The following is a 15,600-nucleotide window of genomic DNA, read 5'->3' as shown; positions in this document are numbered from 1 at the left end:
CGGTTCTGGCTCGACGGCCGGTGGCGGGAGAACGGATGAGCCCCAACATCACTCGCCATGTGGCTCGCCCGCCGCTGGTGAGCGCGCGAAACCTGGTGCGCGAGTACGCCTTCGGCGAGACGACGGTGCGCGCGCTCGACGGCGTCGACCTCGACCTGCCCGGTGGGCGGTTCGTGTCGATCATCGGGCCGTCGGGCGCCGGCAAGTCCACGCTGCTGCACATCCTGGGCGCGCTCGACCAGCCGACGTCGGGCGAGATCGTCGTCGACGGCGTGGACCTGACCAACCTCGACGATGCGGCGGCATCGGAGTTCCGCCGGCGCCGCATCGGATTCATCTTCCAATTCTTCAACCTGGTCCCGACGATGTCGGCGTGGGAGAACGTCGCGCTGCCGCGGTTGCTGGACAACCAGTCGCTACGCAAGGCCAAGCCCGAGGCGGTCGAACTGCTGGAGCGGGTGGGCCTGGGCGACCGGGTCGACCACCGGCCCAGCGAGCTGTCCGGCGGCCAGATGCAACGCGTCGCGATCGCCCGGTCGCTCATCATGGATCCGGCGATCCTGCTCGCCGACGAGCCGACCGGCAACCTCGACAGCCGGACCGGGGAGGCGGTGCTCGAACTCCTCGCCGCACTCGCCCACGACCGCCCGGACCGGCTCGTGGTCATGGTCACCCATGACTCCGGCGCCGCCGCGGCCACCGACCAGGTGATCACGGTCCGCGACGGCCGGGTCCTGCTCTGATGGCACCGGGTTCCCGGGTACGCGCGGGCCTGACCCGCGTCCGGCTGCTGAACCTGCGCGAAATCATCACCCACCGGCTGCGGGTGGTCACCTCGTTGTCGGTGGTCGTGGTGGCCTCGGCGCTGCTGGTGGCGGTATTCGGCACCTTCGGGTCGCTGACCGGATCGGTGCGCGATCTGACCGCGGCGTTGACCGGTGATGCCGCACTGGAGGTCGCGGCGATCTCCGACACCGGGATGCCGGCGCCGATCGCCGGTGAGTTGCGCGCCGGGCTGCCCGCCGCGCAGGCCGTGGTGCCGATGATCCGGGCGCAGGTCCGCGTCGACCCGGTCGGGGCCCCCTCGGCCGACCCGAGGGTGAGCCTGCTGATCGGCTCCGACCAACGCGTGACCCAGATGTCGGCCCAGCTGCGCGACGCCCTGCGCCAGTCCGGGGGGAACGAGGTGGACCTGGCCCAACTGGAGACCGGGGTGATCGCCGGGCCGGGCGCCGGCGTGCGGCAGGGCGAGCGCATCGTGCTCAACGGCGTCGAGGTGACCGTGCTGCAGGTGGCGCCGGCCAAGGGCACCGACGTGCTCAACCGCGGCAACTTCTTCTTCGCCTACCTGCCGCTGGCCCAACAGATGACCCGGCTCGACGACCGGGTCGACTCGGTCCTGATCGTCGCCCGCCCCGGCGCCGACGTCGGGAGGTTGACCGCGGATGCCGAACACATCGTCGACGGTCGCGCCGTCGTCCTGACCCCGCAGTTCCGGCTGCACCAGGCCGAGGTGGCCACGGCGGTGACCCGCGACTCGACGCTGCTCGTCTCGTTGATCGCACTGGTCATCGCCGGGTTCCTGGTGTTCAACACGATGAACATGGCGGTGGCCTCGCGGCGCTCGTCGTTGGCGATGGTGCGCGCCCTGGGCGCCCGCCGGGGGCAGCTGGTCGGCGACATGCTCACCGAATCGGCGGTCTACGGGCTGATCGGCGGGCTCATCGGTATCCCGATCGGGATCCTGGCGGGCCGGTGGGCGATCGGCCGGTTGCCGGAGATGACCGTCAACTCGGTCGGCGCCGCGGTGAGTTACCACCTGCCGCTGTATGCGCCGTTCGTCGCGCTGGCGGCCTGCGTGCTCGCATGTGTGGCGGCGACGGCGTTGGCGGCGCGCACCGTGTTCTCGGTGTCCCCGGTGGAGGCGATGTCGGCGGCCGGCGGCGAGGTGGACTCACCGCTGTCGGGGCGCGTGGTCGCCATCGCCGGGATCGGCGGCGTCGCCGGGATCGCAGCGTCGTGGGTCGTCGCGACGACGGTGCCGGGCCGTGCCGCGATTGCCGCCGGCGCGGTCTTCGGGGCGTGCGGCCTGCTGCTGTGTCTGGCGTTGACCGGCGTGCTGGTGCGGGCGGTGACCGCGCTGGCCGGGTGTTTCCGCGCGCCGGGCACGCTCGCCGCGGTGAACACCGAGCGGGCGTCGCGGCGGGTGTGGGCGACGGTGATGACCGTCGCGGTGGCGATCGCGGTCGGGATGGGCACCTCGGGGGCGCTGCAGAACCTGGTCGCCTCGATCTCCGGGTCCTTGCAGGGGCTGGGCGACCCGGCCTTCTACCTGTCCACGTCGAGCAAAGACGGGATTCCGACCGGTCCGGCATTCGGCGACGACGTCATCGACGCGGCCCGGGAGGTCCCCGGTGTCGCCCGGGTGGCCCCGTCGCAGTGGACGGCGGTCAACGTCGGCGAGGCGCGCATCCTGGTCCAAGGCCTCGACGAGGGTCTCGGCTCGCCGTTCATGCACAAGACCGATCCCGACGCGCTGCGCCGGATCATCGCCGGCGACGGCATCGTGCTGTCCTCGGTGGCGGCGCGCAGTCTGGGACGCAAGACGGGCGACGAGGTGCGCCTGGCGACGCCGACCGGGTATCACTCGCTGATCGTGCGCGACGTGGTCGACTACGTGTCGGTCGACTCGGGCAGTGCGGCGATGTCGTTGGCACTCTTGCGGGAGTGGTTCGACCGGCCCGGGGCGACCTTCCTGCAGGTTGAGCTGGCGCCCGGGGCCGATCCCGAGGCGGTGCGGGCCGGGTTGACGGCCGTGGCGCAGCAGTTCTCCGCGCAACGGCTGCCGCTGCACGTCTACTCCGGGGAGGAGGCGATCCGCGCGACGCAGCAGTCCGCCGAACAGTCCGGCGCCTTCACCGTCGCCATCCAGTGGATCGTCGCGGTCGCTGCGTCGGTGGCCCTGTTGAACACGTTGTTGCTCAGTGTGATCGAGCGGCGCCGGGAACTCGCCGTGCTGCGCGCGTTGGGGGCGTCGCGACGGTTCGTGTTCAAGATGGTGCTGGCCGAGGCGGTGGCGATTGCGGTGGTGGGCTCGGCGGTGGGCGTGCTCCTCGGTGGATTCCTCCACCTGCTCAGTGACAAGATCCTGACCGCGAGCACCTCCATCGCAATCCACTACGAACCGCGGTATTCGGCCCTGCTGTACGTCGCGGTGTCGGTGGGCCTGTGCGTGGTGGGTGCGCTCACCCCGGCGGTACGCGCCGCGCGGATGAACATCTCGGAGTCGCTGGCAGACGAGTGAGTCACTCCGGGTGTTGCCGAGTGGGTCACTCTGGGTGTTGCCGAGTGAGTCAGTTCGGCCAATAGTGGCTGTCCGGCGTGGCCCGGGCGCCGAAGATGGCCTGCCCGACGCGGACGCACGTCGAGCCCTCGGCGATGGCCAGTTCGAAGTCGCCGGACATCCCCATGGACAGCTCGCCGGGCCCGATGAGGTCGGGGTCGGTGTCGCGGGCCCGGTCGCGCAGGTCGCGCAGCACCGCGAAGCAGCCGCGGACCCGATCGGCGTCGGCGGAGAGCGCGGCCAGCGTCATCAGGCCGCGAACCCGTAGCGACGAGAAGGCGGGCAGCTCGGCGAGGAAGCCGGGCAGGTCGTCGGGGGTCAGGCCGAACTTGGACTCCTCGCCGGAGGTGTTGACCTGCACGAGGACGTCCAGGCCGCGGCCGAGCATCTGCAACCGGCGGTCGAGCGCTTCGGCGACCCGCAGGCTGTCGAGCGCCTGGAACTCGTCGGCGATCGCCGCGACATCCTTGGCCTTGTTGGTCTGGAGGTGGCCGATGACCGCCCACTTCACCCCGGTGTCGGCGAGGTCGGCATGTTTGCGCTTGGCCTCTTGGACCTTGTTCTCGCCGAACCACTCGCATCCGGCCTGCACCGCGTGACGCAGCCGGTCGGCCTCCACCGTCTTGGATACCGGGAGCAGCCGCACCGCCTGCGGGTCGCGTCCGGCGCCGCGGGCGGCGTCGTCGATGCGGGCGCGCACGGCGGCGAGGTTGGTACGGAAGTCGTCGACGGAATGGGCGGCGGGGTAGTCGGTCACGATCCTCATTGTCGCCGAGTCTGTCGGCGGCCGGGGCCCGGGGTGCCGGACCCCATCTGTCAATAATTCTTGACATGACTTCTTCGTCAAGTTAACCTGACATCGTGACTGAGGGAACGAACCCGACCGCCGACGCGGTCGCCGACAAAGATCCGGCCCGCGGCCTGGCCGCGGTGCGCGCCCTGCGCACGCTGGCCGATCGCCTGGAAGACATCCACGTCGACAGTGCGAGGGAGGCCGGCTGGAGCTGGCAGCAGATCGCCGACGTACTGGAGATCAGCCGCCAGGCGGTCCACCAGAAGCACGCGCGCCGGGCCCGCCCCGACGCCGACGGTTCGCCCACCCCGGCCACCGACTGACCATCCACAAGACATGAAGGAGGAGCCCATGTTTGGCTCACGAATGACTCGCGAAGGACGGATGACGTTTCCCTTCGCCATCGCCGAGGCGCAAGACCTCGGACAACCCAGCCTCGGACCGGAGCACCTGATCCTCGGTGTGCTCTGCAATGCTCGAGACCCGCTGGTCGGCATCTTCGCCGACCACGGCATCACCCTGGACGCCGCGCGCGACGCCGTGCGCACCGCGACCGGGGAGCAAGACGGCGACGAGCCGAGTTCGGACGAGGACCGGTACTCCCGGGACCGCGATGCGTTGAAGATGCTCGGCATCGACCTGGACCAGGTGCGAGAGGCGGTGCGCCGCAACTTCGGCGACGACCTCACCGCCGGGTGGGGGCGCCGCGACGAACGTCGGGGTCGCGGTCGCGGCCGTGACGGCGAGTGTGGCCCGCGGGGCCCGCACGGCCACCGCGGCGGTCCGCACGGCCGTCGCGGCCCCCGGGACGCGCAGGGATTCGGCGGTCGCGGCCCTCGGGACGCGCAGGGATTCGGCGGCCGCGGTCCGCGCCGCGGCACTCCGCCGTGGGCCGACGGCCCGTGGGGCGGCGAACCCGGCCCCTGGGGTGAGGACGGCCCGTGGTCCGGCGAGGACGGCCCGTGGGGCGAGGGCCCCTGGGAGTACGGCCGCGGTCGCCGCGGTCCGCGCGGCCGGCGGCCCCGGTTCGCCCCGGTGACGAAGCGGACCCTGGCACACGCGGCGCAGATCGCCGCCGACCAGGACAGCCGGTTCCTGTCCACCGGCCACCTGGTTCTCGCCGCCTTGGACGCCGACACCCCGGAGGTGGCCGCGATCCTCGCACTCGCCCCGGATGTCGAGGCGTTGCGGGTGGCCGTCGTCGATCAGCTCGGCGCGGACGCGGCCCGGCAGCCCTAGAAGAGGTGGCCGTGGGGGATCCCGTCGATCCCCCACGTAAAGGCCGCGGCGATGATCACGGCCCATCCGGCCATGATCAACCCGGTCTGTCCGAGAACCCGAATCAGGTCGGGGCCCTGTGCCCCGGCCTGATTCTTGCTACCGACGACTGTCCGTCCGGCCGCGTTGGCCAGCGGGGCGACTGCCAGCCCGGCCAGTGTCCACGGATGGTGAAACGCCAGGATGACGGTGATGACGAACGGCAGCGTCATCAGGAAGGCGTAGAGGTAGCGCGTCGAGTAGTCGCCGAGGATGACCGCCAGGGTGCGTTTGCCGGTGGCCGCGTCGGTGTCGATGTCACGCAGGTTGTTGGTCACCAGGACCGCCGCGGAGAAGGATCCGATCGCCACGGCGATCAGCACGCCGAACAGGTCGATCTTCCCGCCGACGACGAGCTGGGTGCCGCAGACGGCGACCAAACCGAAGAAGACGAATACCGCGACTTCGCCGAATCCGGCATAGCCGTACGGGCGCGAGCCGCCGGTGTAGAACCAGGCCGCCACGATGCACACCGCGCCGACGAGGATGAGCCACCAATGGGTGGCCAGCGACAGCCAGATGCCGACGGCGGCGGCGATGGCGAAACAGATCAGTGCGGCGGTGCGGACCGCGCCGGGGGAGGCGGCGCCGGAGCCGACGAGGCGCTGCGGTCCCACCCGGTCGGCATCGGTCCCGCGGATCCCGTCGGAGTAGTCATTGGCGAAGTTGACGCCGATGACCAGTGCGATGGCCACCGCGAAGGCGCCCAATGTGCGCGTCCAGCTGGGGCTCTCGTTGACGTGTTGGGCGGCGGCGAACCCGGCGATCACCGGCGCGAGCGCAGTGGGCAGGGTGCGAGGGCGGGCGCCGTTGATCCATTGCGCAATCGTGGCCATGGCGTAATTCAACCACGCTCGCGTGGGACTCAGCCCCGCGCGGCGGAATCGGCTTGACGCCCACCAGATTCCAGCAGTGCCCGTACCCCGGCCCGGTCGATCTTGCCCGGCCCGCGCCGGGGCAGATCGTCGACGACGACGATCTGTTTCGGTGCCGCATGGCGGTGGACCTGCTCGGCCACCCGGGTGCGCAGTGCCTCGGGGTCCGGTCGCCGTCCGGGTGCCGCGACCACCGCGGCCACCACCCGTTCGCCGAGCCGTTCATCGGGCACCCCGACGACCGCGCATTCGGCGACGGCCGGATCGGCGGCCAGCACGGACTCGACCACCTGCGGCACCACGGTCAGCCCGCCGGAACTGATCGCGTCGTCGGCCCGGCCCAGGATGCGTAGTTCGCCGTCGGTGACGATGCCCAGGTCGTCGGTCCGGAACGAGCCGGGCACGGCGAACGCGGGGTCGTCCCGGCCGTGATAGCCGTGGGCCACCATCGGCCCGGACAGCACGACGACCCCGTCGTCGATCGACACCGACACCCCGTCGAGGGGCCGGCCGTCGTAGACGCATCCGCCGCCGGTCTCGCTCATCCCGTAGGTCCGGACCACCGGAATCCCCGCCTCGACCGCCCGACGATGCAGCGCGGGCGGGGTGGCCGCCCCGCCGACGAGGACCGCGTCGACTTCGCCGAGCGCCGCGGTTGCCGCCGGAGTGTCCAGCACCGCCCGCAGCTGCGTGGGTACCAGCGAGGTGTAGCGTTTCGGCCCGCGCAACAGGGCGATGTCACGGGCGAAGCGCTCGGCGTCGAACCCGCCGCGCAGGTCGCAGACCGCCGGGGTGAACCCGGCGCGAAGCGCGCGCAGCAGGACCTGCAGCCCGGCGATGTGGTGGGGCGGCAGGGCCAACAGCCAGTTGCCCTCGCCGCCGAGGCGGGCGTGGGTCGCATCGGCGGAGGCGGCGAGGGTCGACGGGGTGTGGATCGCCCCTTTGGGACGGCCGGTCGAGCCCGACGTCGCGATGACCAGGCAGGCGTCCGGATCGTCGACGGGGGATCCGACGGCCAGCGAGGACTCCAACAGCCGGCGGTCGGGTGCGTCGGGGTCGTCGTCGACGGGGAGGTAACACCGGCCGCCGGCGGCCATGGCGACGAGATCGCCGAAGGATTCGGCCAGCTCCGGGCCCGACGTCAGCGGCAGGGCGCGCAGGACCGGCACGGGGTCAGTCCGCGGTGTCGGTGGGGGAGTCGCCGTCGTCGCGGCGCAGCGGGTCGTCGTCGAACGGCCAGCCCGCCGACACCAGGACCGAGCGCACCCGGGCCAGGTCGTTCTCGCTGGGCAGTTCGTCGGTCACCTTGTTGATCTCCACGCCCGCGTCGATCCGGCTGATTTCGGGGACGTCGGTGATCACCGCGGTCGTCGCCTGCGGGTCGGCCGCCGAGACCGCATCGGCGGCGAGGGTGGTGGCGACCTCGGTCACCTCGTCGTCGCTGAGCTGGCGGCGCAGGATCGCGACGAGCGGGATGTAGTCGTCCGCCGGCACGCCGTTGGGGTACCCGGTTCGCAGCCAGCGGATCACCGAGGCCAGCAACTGGGGCCTGTCCACGGCAACTCCTCTGATTCGTGGTCGTGCCATGAGTATAGGTCGACTCTGCTTGCGAGGCCGTTGGGCGACGGTGGGCTACTTGTAGCCGAAGGGGAAGATCTCGAGTCCGAGGTGCGACTTGATCGCCTCGCGGGTGATCCACAGGATGCCCACGACGATCACCAGCGCGACGAGGGCGAACAGGATGCCGCCGATGGCCTTGAGGAACGGGTTGTGGCTGGTGACGGTGCCATCGGCGTTGTACCCGTTGGACCACAGGCGCAGCCCGACGGCGAACAGTGCGGGCAGTCCGGCGCCGAAGGCCAGTCCGACGAGAAGGACTCGGACGATGGGTTCGAGTGCGGTCATCTCAGTGGTTCCCTTTCGTGGCCCTGGATTCAGGCGCCGGTGCGCTCGAGCGGGGCGGGGGCGGCCGGAACAGCCGGATCGGCCGGGATGAGGCCGTTCTCGTCGTCCCAGTCGGCATTGACGTTGGCGTGGTCGATCTTGTTCTGCTGTGCGCGCCAGTACATGTAGGCGGCGAGCACGACGAGGATGGTGAAGATGGCGATCGCCCCGGCCAGGTTGCCCAGCAGGTTGGCCACCAGGAAGCACCCGGCACCGACGAGGGCCGCGGCCGGCAGGGTCGTGACCCAGGCGACCACCATGCGGCCGGCCACCTGCCAGCGAACCTGGGCGCCGCGGCGGCCGACGCCGCTGCCCAGGATCGATCCGGTGGCGACGTGGGTGGTCGACAGCGGCAGGCCGGCGGCGCTCGAGGTCAGGATGATCGCGGCCGAGCTGGCCTCGGCGGCCATGCCCTGCGGCGGGGAGATCTCGACCAGGCCCTTGCCCAGCGTGCGGATGATGCGCCAGCCGCCCAGGTAGGTGCCCAGCGCGATGGCCGCGGCACAGGTGGAGATGACCCAGAACGGCAGGCCGTGGCCCACCGACTCGGCGCTGAGGTGGCCGGTGGCGATCAGGGCGAGGGCGATGACACCCATCGTCTTCTGGGCGTCGCCGGTGCCGTGGGCCAGGGAGACCAGCGACGCGGTGGCGATCTGGCCGTAGCGGAAGCCGTCGTCCTTCTGGTGCGAGGCCAGCGACTCGGTGATCCGGTAGACCAGCCAGGTGCCGGCCGCGGCCACGATGCAGGCGATGATCGGGGCCAGCAGCGCGGGTAGGAGGATCTTGGTCGAGATGCCCGACCAGTTGACCCCGGAGGTGCCCAGCGCGGCGAGGCCGGCGCCGATCAGGCCGCCGAACAGCGCGTGCGACGAACTCGACGGCAGACCGAACAGCCAGGTGAACAGGTTCCACAGGATGCCGCCGACAAGGCCGGCGAAGATGATCAGCAGGGCCTTGGTGGGGTCGAGGCCGGGGATCAGGGCACCGGCCGAGTCGCCCGAGGTCTCCTGGATCTTGAGGACGTCCTTGGTGATCGTCGCGGCGACCTCGACGGAGAGGAAGGCGCCGACCAGGTTGAGGATCGCGGAGAGGCCGACCGCGACCTTGGGCTTGAGGGCCCCGGTGGCGATCGAGGTGGCCATGGCGTTCCCGGTGTCGTGGAAGCCATTGGTGAAATCGAATCCGAGTGCCGTGACGACGAGCAGCACGAGGATCAACATCTCTGCGGTCATGGTGAAATCATGGCTGGTGAAATCCCCATCCGCATAACTGGACCGATCGCGTCACACCCCTTTGACCTGGGATTATGCGGTGTTCCGTCGCTGTTCATCTTCTGTTAACCGACGCGTCGGCCGATGGCCACCGGATCGGCGCCCGCCGTGCCCCGGCGGCGCCGGGCCGCAGGGCAGCCGGGAAACGGACACGCACCCGTGCCAGAATCTCCCCATGACAGGGATAACGCTGGGTATGCCGATCAATTACGCAGGGGACTTCCGCGAGACCATCGCGAATCTCCGGGATTTCGAAGGCGTCGGCGTGCGCCGCATCGCGGTGCCGGAGGCGTATAGCTTCGACGCGGTCAGCCAACTCGGGTACATCGCGGCGCAGACCGACACGATGGAGCTGCAGACCGCGATTCTGCCGATGTATTCGCGGACGCCGACGAACCTGGCGATGACCGCGGCCGGACTGGACTACATCAGCGGGGGCCGTGCGATCCTCGGGATCGGCGCGTCGGGCCCGCAGGTCATCGAGGGCTTCCACGGGGTGAAGTACGACTTCCCGCTCGGCCGTGCGCGGGAGCACGCCGAGATCTGCCGCAAGGTGTGGCGGCGGGAGAAGGTGGAATACGCCGGTAAGCACTACACGCTGCCGCTCGACGCCGAACACGGCGGCAGCGGCCTGGGCAAGGCGCTCAAGATCATCAACCACCCGGTCCGCGAGCGCATCCCCATGCTGCTGGCCGCGATCGGCCCGAAGAATGTCGAACTGGCCGCCGAGCTCTTCGAGGAGTTCCAGCCCTTCCTCTTCCACCCCGGTTACGTCGATGCCGCCTTCGGTGAATCGTTGGCCGCGGGCAAGGCCAAGCGCGACTCGGCGCTGGGCGAGCTGCGCATCGTCGTGCAGGCCGCGGCCTACATCACCGAGGATTCCGAACAGATCGAGAATGCGCTCGGCTTCGTCCGCCACCACGCTGCGCTCTACATCGGCGGCATGGGCGCCCGCGGCAAGAACTTCTACAACTCGCTGGTGCAGCGGTACGGCTACGTCGAGGAGGCCAAGGTCATCCAGGACCTCTACCTCGACGGCAAGAAGGTCGAGGCCGCCGCGGCGGTGCCCGACGAGTTGGTGAAGGCCATGAGCCTCATCGGGCCGCGTTCCTATGTCGCCGAGCAGATCGCCGCCTTCGACGAGGCCGGCGTCGGGGTGATCCTGGCCAGCCCGTCGGCCGGAACCCACCGCGAGCGGGTGGACACGATGGCGACGCTGGCCGAGATCATCGCCTGACACCGGCAAACCCCGCACAACCAGACATCCCCCGCACGAAAAATGTGCGGGGGATGTCTGGTTGTGCGGCTTTGTCCAGGAGCCGAGGCTCAGTGCTTGGTGACCTTGAAGACGTAGTCGCCGCTGGACAGCGGAGGCGTCTTGATCTTCAGCATCCCGGTCGGAAGCTCGGAGATCGCCGAGGCCTTGTCGATCACCAGGAACGTGTTCTTCTTCCACGCCAACAGATGGTTCGGCAGCAGGCCGGTGGTCATGACCTGCTGGACGGCGAAGGTCTTCTGGTCAACCACCGAGATGAAGCCCAGGAAGTAGTTCGCGACGTAGAGCTTTCCCTGGAAGATCAGCAGGGAGTTGCTGCCGATGCCGGTGTTCACGTCGGCGATGTGCTTACCGGTGGTCAGGTTGTACACCGACAGGCCGGCGGCCGGAGTCATCAGATTGTTCACGTACAGGCGGTTGGTCCTGGTATCGGCGACGACGTTGCCGTGGCCTTCGGCCTGGGCCTGCCGAGTGTTCCACTTGAGCTTGGTCTGCACCTTGCCGCCGCTGCGGGTGATGCGCAGCTGGGAGAGATCGCGGTAGTACGAGGTGACCGAGATGGTGGCACCGTTGGCGTCGGCGTTGGTCACGGCCAGTCCGGCGCCAAGCTTCTTGCCCGCTCCGGGGAACGCCCACTCGCCGATGCGGGCGTAGGTGTCCATGTCGAAGAACGCCAGGCCGTTGGTGACGGAGACGATCGCGACGCGAAGACCTTCAGCGAACTGCACCCAGTGCGCGTGCGGCAGGTTCGTCAGGCGGGCGACCCGCTTGCCGGTGGTCTTGTCCCATACGTTGGCTTCACCACCGTTGGCGGCGGCGGCGGTGGTCCAGACAACGTTGCCGGTCTTGGGCACGTTGATCTCGTACTGGACGCCGTACTTGCCGTGGCCGCCGGTGTTGGCGGGCTCGATCACGTTGAACCGCTTCTTGACGGTCATGGTGTTCGGATCGATACGCAGGATGTTCGAGCGGGTGGCACCGCTCATCGGCTCCACCTGGGTCATCCACAGGTCGCCGGTTTGCGCGTCGATGGCGCCGCGGTAGTTTCCGCCGCGCTCATTGCCGACGCCGACGCTGTAGCCCTTGATGCTGTAGCCGGCCGGCTGCGGCACCGCGGGTCCCGGGCGTGCCGGTGAGGGTGCAGCGTTAGCGGTCGGTGCAGTGATCACACCGAGGGAGAACAATGCGGTGACGGCGAGCGCAGATGCGCGGGCCTTCGTGAAGTGGATGCTCATGCCAGTAAGGGTAACCTGACCGCGCGGCGGGTTTGACGTGGCCTTGCTCTCACAGGGGCGCTTACGCGACGCGCTCACGCGGCGCGCGTCGTCGCGTCGGGAGTGGTCAGTAGTAATACGGGAACGCGTCCCAATCCGGGTCGCGCTTCTCCAAGAAGGCGTCGCGGCCCTCCACCGCCTCGTCGGTCATGTAGGCCAGGCGGGTCGCCTCCCCGGCGAACACCTGCTGGCCCATCAGCCCGTCGTCGGTGAGGTTGAACGCGAACTTCAGCATGCGTTGCGCGGTCGGGGATTTCCCGTTGATCTTGCGCGCCCAGTCGATGGCGGTCGCCTCCAACTCGGCATGGTCGACGACGCGGTTGACCGCCCCCATCCGGTGCATGGTCTCCGCGTCGTAGGCCTCGCCGAGGAAGAAGATCTCGCGGGCGAACTTCTGGCCCACCTGCTTGGCCAGGTAGGCGCTGCCGTAGCCGCCGTCGAAGGACCCGACGTCGGCGTCGGTCTGCTTGAACCGCGCGTGCTCGCGGGAGGCCAGGGTCAGGTCGCACACCGAGTGCAACGAGTGCCCGCCGCCGGCCGCCCAGCCATTGACCACCGCGATCACCACCTTGGGCATGGTCCGGATCAGCCGCTGCACCTCGAGGATGTGCAGGCGCCCGCCCTGCGTCTTGACCCGGGCCTCGTCGACCCCGTCGGCGCCGGCCGCGGCGACGTCGTCGTCGTGACTCGTCGCGTACTGGTAGCCGGACCGTCCGCGGATGCGCTGGTCGCCGCCGCTGCAGAACGCCCAACCGCCGTCCTTGGGCGACGGCCCGTTGCCGGTGAGCAGCACCGTGCCCACGTCGGGGGTGCGCCGCGCGTCGTCGAGGACGCGGTAGAGCTCGTCGACGGTGTGCGGCCGGAAGGCGTTGCGGACCTCCGGGCGGTCGAACGCGATGCGGACGATGCCGTTGGCCCGCCCCTCCCCGACGTGGCGGTGGTAGGTGATGTCGGTCAGGTCGTCGAAGCCGGGGACCGGGCGCCAGGAATCGGGGTCAAACGGGGACTGATCGCTCATGCACCCACCCTACGTTCGCGCCTCGGTGCGGGGTCGCGCAGGCGGGCCGATCGGTCGGGGATAACGTGGGGAAATGAGTGATTCGTCCCCCACCGTCCCGCACGAGGGCGGCTTCCGCCCGGATCTGGACATCTCGACCGAGCGCGGCGGCCCGCACTATGCGGAGTTCAGCGAACAGGTCCGCACCCTGATGGACAAGGCCCGGTTCGCCTGTCCCACCGACGAACTCGCCGTCGAGGCCATCGCGGTGCTCAGCGAGCTCAACGCCAAACTCGACGCGCACCTCGTCGACGAGTGGACGACGCCGGCCGGCACCCGGGTGGACCTGCCGGCCCGGGGCAACCTCACGCTGCCGCCGTATGAGATCGAGGAGGCGACACCGGAGGGCGTGCTGGCGACGGTGTGGTTCCGCCCGTACCACCTCGGCGGCAACGGGGTGACCCACGGCGGCCAGGTCGCCGTCGCCTTCGACGACCTCGGCGGCATGGCCTCGTTGGTGGCGGTCAACGGGGTGTGCCGCACCGCCTACCTGAAGGTGAACTACCGGTCGCTGACGCCGCTGAACACCCGTCTGACGATCCGCACGTGGGTCGAGCGTCGGGAGGGCCGCAAGCTGTTCGTCGCGGGCACGCTGCACGACGGTGACCGCCTCTGCGCCGACATCGAGTCCTTGTTCATCGAACTGCGACCCGGGCAGGCCTGACCGGCCTGCGCGGTGACTTGGTGCGGCATTGCACCGCGGCGCATTCGAACTTAGGTATGCCTAATCCGCTCGCGTAGGGTGGGGGCATGGGGAAGCTCGCGGCATCGCCGCTGGACCAGCAAGCACGCACCGTCGTCGAGCGATTGCACCGGGAGAGCAAACGCCAAATGCTGCCGGCCGTGCTGCCGATGATCAGGCACTCCGTCACCTCCCGGTTGCGCGACGGCACCTGGGATTCGACGCAGAGCGAGGCCGGCAAACGATGGCTGGCCGACAAGTTCGTGGCGCTCGATCCGGAGAAGGCCGCGCTCTGCTATCTGCTGTGCCGTTCGAGTGGCGCCCGCCGCATCGTCGAGGTGGGGACCTCTTACGGGGTGTCCACCATCTACCTGGCCGCGGCGGTTCGGGACAATGCCGCCGAGGACGGGGCGGCCCAGGGCGGCGTGGTGATCGGGACCGAGCACGAGCCGGGCAAAGTGGCCGCGGCCCGCGACCACCTCGCGCAGGCCGGGGTCGCGGACTTCGTCGAGATCCTGGAGGGGGATCTGCGCGAGACGCTGCCCGGCGTCGACGGTCCGATCGACTTCGTGCTCGTCGACATCTGGATCCCGATGGCGGCCCCCGCGCTGCGGATCCTCGAGCCCGAGCTCCGCCGCGGCGCCCTCGTCGTCTGCGACAACGTCGTCAGCGGGGCCAAGGAGTACCGCGAGTACCTCGACTTCGTCCGCGACCCGGACGGGCCGTTCCAGTCGGTGACGATCCCCGGCCAGGGCGGAATCGAAGTCTCGATGAAGCGCTGAGCGCGCGTCAGCCGATCTCGGCGACGTCGATGTCGAACCCCGCGTCGCGCAGCCGGTCGATCAGCGCGTCGCCCATCGCCGCGGCCGGCGTGAGGACGCCGGAGCGCGCCGGCAGGCGGTCGCGGTCCAGTGCCAGGGCGAGTGCGGATTCGCCGAGCATGACCGCGGTGGCCTTGTAGCCGGGGTCGCCCTGGGCGGACATCCGGCTGCGGTAGCGACGGCCCGACGAGGTGGTCGTGTAGGTCTGCACGGTGAAGTGCCCCTTGTCCCGGGAGGCCTCGCTCGGGCCCTCGCCGGGCTTGGGGAGCACGCGGTCGAGCAGCTTGCGCGTCGGCGCGAACGACATCGCCCCTAGCCCGGCGCCCAACCCGGCGGCCACGACGGCCGAAGCGATGGTCGACACGACGGGGATCGAGCCGACGGCCATCGCCTCGCCGTAGCGGAAATCCGGGCCGTACTCGAGCAGTGAGTCGGACCGGCGCACGATGCGGGTGTTGAAGGAGCTCATGAAGAACGGGGCGAGCGTGCCGCGCAGCGACGGGTCGACGGTGGACGCGCGGACCAGCGCGGCGTCGCTCGGCTCCGAGCGGCGGTCCACCCGGACGAGTTCCCCCGGTCCCGACGAGAGGGCCTGGGGGTTGAGCAGCATGGAGCGGGTCGCCGAGTCGCGGGCCTGTTCGGCGATCACGCGCATCGAGTCGATGGTGCCCCCCGACGCGGCGCCGCGCACGGACATCACCACCATCGTCGTCGTGCCCAAGTCGCCGGCGCCGTCCTCCTGGGCCTTGCGGTACAGCCCGTAGGCGCCGAGGTCCGAGGGCACCGAATCGAATCCGCATGCGTGCACGATGCGCGCGCCGGTCGCGACGGCGGTGTCGCCGACCTTGTCGATGGAGTAGCGCACGAAGGGCACCTCGCCGGTGAGGTCGACGTAGTCGGTGCCCGCGCTGGCCGCGGCGGTGACCAGGCTCTCGCCATAGCGCAGG

16 protein-coding genes are annotated in these 15,600 nt (G+C 70.1%); 7 read left to right on the top strand and 9 right to left on the bottom strand.

What is annotated here, in order from left to right; translation table 11 throughout:
• Positions 1-35 precede the first annotated feature (35 nt).
• Positions 36-743: an ABC transporter ATP-binding protein gene (locus tag nbrcactino_RS13400; protein WP_161928067.1), complete on the top strand. Its 708-nt coding sequence runs from the start codon at positions 36-38 to the stop codon at positions 741-743.
• Positions 743-3,304: an ABC transporter permease gene (locus nbrcactino_RS13395; protein WP_161928066.1), complete on the top strand. Its 2,562-nt coding sequence runs from the start codon at positions 743-745 to the stop codon at positions 3,302-3,304. Before nbrcactino_RS13400 ends, nbrcactino_RS13395 begins: the two co-directional genes overlap by 1 nt.
• 49 nt (positions 3,305-3,353) lie before the next feature.
• Here nbrcactino_RS13395 and nbrcactino_RS13390 read toward each other — a convergent pair whose 3' ends face one another.
• Entirely contained in the window at positions 3,354-4,109 is a 756-nt protein-coding gene (locus tag nbrcactino_RS13390; RefSeq protein ID WP_161928065.1) for a YggS family pyridoxal phosphate-dependent enzyme, read from the bottom strand.
• A 95-nt stretch (positions 4,110-4,204) separates the two neighbouring features.
• Between nbrcactino_RS13390 and nbrcactino_RS13385 the strand changes: the two genes are divergently transcribed.
• Positions 4,205-4,459: a helix-turn-helix domain-containing protein gene (locus nbrcactino_RS13385; RefSeq protein ID WP_161928064.1), complete on the top strand. Its 255-nt coding sequence runs from the start codon at positions 4,205-4,207 to the stop codon at positions 4,457-4,459.
• A 61-nt stretch (positions 4,460-4,520) separates the two neighbouring features.
• Positions 4,521-5,375, top strand: a complete 855-nt coding sequence (locus nbrcactino_RS13380; RefSeq protein ID WP_228460875.1) for a Clp protease N-terminal domain-containing protein — start codon at positions 4,521-4,523, stop codon at positions 5,373-5,375.
• On the opposite strand, the gene nbrcactino_RS13375 is transcribed toward nbrcactino_RS13380, so the two are convergent.
• The 5 genes from nbrcactino_RS13375 to nbrcactino_RS13355 all read right to left on the bottom strand — a co-directional run bounded on the left by nbrcactino_RS13375 (position 5,372) and on the right by nbrcactino_RS13355 (position 9,504).
• Complete coding sequence (locus nbrcactino_RS13375; RefSeq protein WP_161928062.1) at positions 5,372-6,289, bottom strand: 1,4-dihydroxy-2-naphthoate polyprenyltransferase; 918 nt, start codon at positions 6,287-6,289, stop codon at positions 5,372-5,374. The genes nbrcactino_RS13380 and nbrcactino_RS13375 overlap by 4 nt on opposite strands.
• 29 nt (positions 6,290-6,318) lie before the next feature.
• Positions 6,319-7,497 carry an o-succinylbenzoate--CoA ligase gene (gene menE, locus nbrcactino_RS13370; RefSeq protein WP_161928061.1) on the bottom strand — a complete coding sequence of 393 codons (1,179 nt, stop codon included), beginning with the start codon at positions 7,495-7,497 and terminating at the stop codon, positions 6,319-6,321.
• Between the two features lie 4 nt (positions 7,498-7,501).
• Positions 7,502-7,885 (bottom strand): DUF3349 domain-containing protein, encoded by a 384-nt coding sequence (locus tag nbrcactino_RS13365; RefSeq protein ID WP_161928060.1) that lies wholly within the window; start codon positions 7,883-7,885, stop codon positions 7,502-7,504.
• A 75-nt stretch (positions 7,886-7,960) separates the two neighbouring features.
• Entirely contained in the window at positions 7,961-8,233 is a 273-nt protein-coding gene (locus nbrcactino_RS13360) for a hypothetical protein (protein ID WP_161928059.1), read from the bottom strand.
• Between the two features lie 29 nt (positions 8,234-8,262).
• Positions 8,263-9,504, bottom strand: coding sequence for an inorganic phosphate transporter (locus tag nbrcactino_RS13355; protein WP_161928058.1), 1,242 nt, complete (start codon positions 9,502-9,504; stop codon positions 8,263-8,265).
• A 214-nt stretch (positions 9,505-9,718) separates the two neighbouring features.
• On the opposite strand from nbrcactino_RS13355, the gene nbrcactino_RS13350 reads away from it, so the two are divergent.
• Entirely contained in the window at positions 9,719-10,780 is a 1,062-nt protein-coding gene (locus nbrcactino_RS13350; RefSeq protein WP_161928057.1) for an LLM class F420-dependent oxidoreductase, read from the top strand.
• A gap of 89 nt (positions 10,781-10,869) precedes the next feature.
• Here the strand turns inward: nbrcactino_RS13350 and nbrcactino_RS13345 are convergent, their stop codons facing one another.
• A complete protein-coding gene (locus nbrcactino_RS13345; protein WP_161928056.1) occupies positions 10,870-12,054 on the bottom strand; it encodes a YncE family protein in 1,185 nt (394 codons plus the stop codon).
• A 106-nt stretch (positions 12,055-12,160) separates the two neighbouring features.
• The gene (locus nbrcactino_RS13340; protein WP_161928055.1) at positions 12,161-13,111 is read right to left on the bottom strand and encodes a 1,4-dihydroxy-2-naphthoyl-CoA synthase; all 951 of its coding nucleotides are present in this window, start codon (positions 13,109-13,111) and stop codon (positions 12,161-12,163) included.
• A 73-nt stretch (positions 13,112-13,184) separates the two neighbouring features.
• Here nbrcactino_RS13340 and nbrcactino_RS13335 point away from each other — a divergent pair, with 73 nt between their 5' ends.
• Entirely contained in the window at positions 13,185-13,814 is a 630-nt protein-coding gene (locus nbrcactino_RS13335; protein ID WP_161928054.1) for a PaaI family thioesterase, read from the top strand.
• Between the two features lie 86 nt (positions 13,815-13,900).
• The gene (locus nbrcactino_RS13330; RefSeq protein WP_161928053.1) at positions 13,901-14,614 is read left to right on the top strand and encodes an O-methyltransferase; all 714 of its coding nucleotides are present in this window, start codon (positions 13,901-13,903) and stop codon (positions 14,612-14,614) included.
• Positions 14,615-14,621: 7 nt separating this feature from the next.
• On the opposite strand, the gene nbrcactino_RS13325 is transcribed toward nbrcactino_RS13330, so the two are convergent.
• The coding region (locus nbrcactino_RS13325) for a saccharopine dehydrogenase family protein (protein WP_161928052.1) at positions 14,622-15,600 on the bottom strand (979 nt) is incomplete at its 5' end.

The organism is Gordonia crocea, from assembly GCF_009932435.1.
GTDB lineage: Bacteria > Actinomycetota > Actinomycetes > Mycobacteriales > Mycobacteriaceae > Gordonia > Gordonia crocea.
The sequence above is the reverse complement of the archived record's forward strand: the minus strand, read 5'-3'. Positions and strand labels throughout refer to the sequence as shown.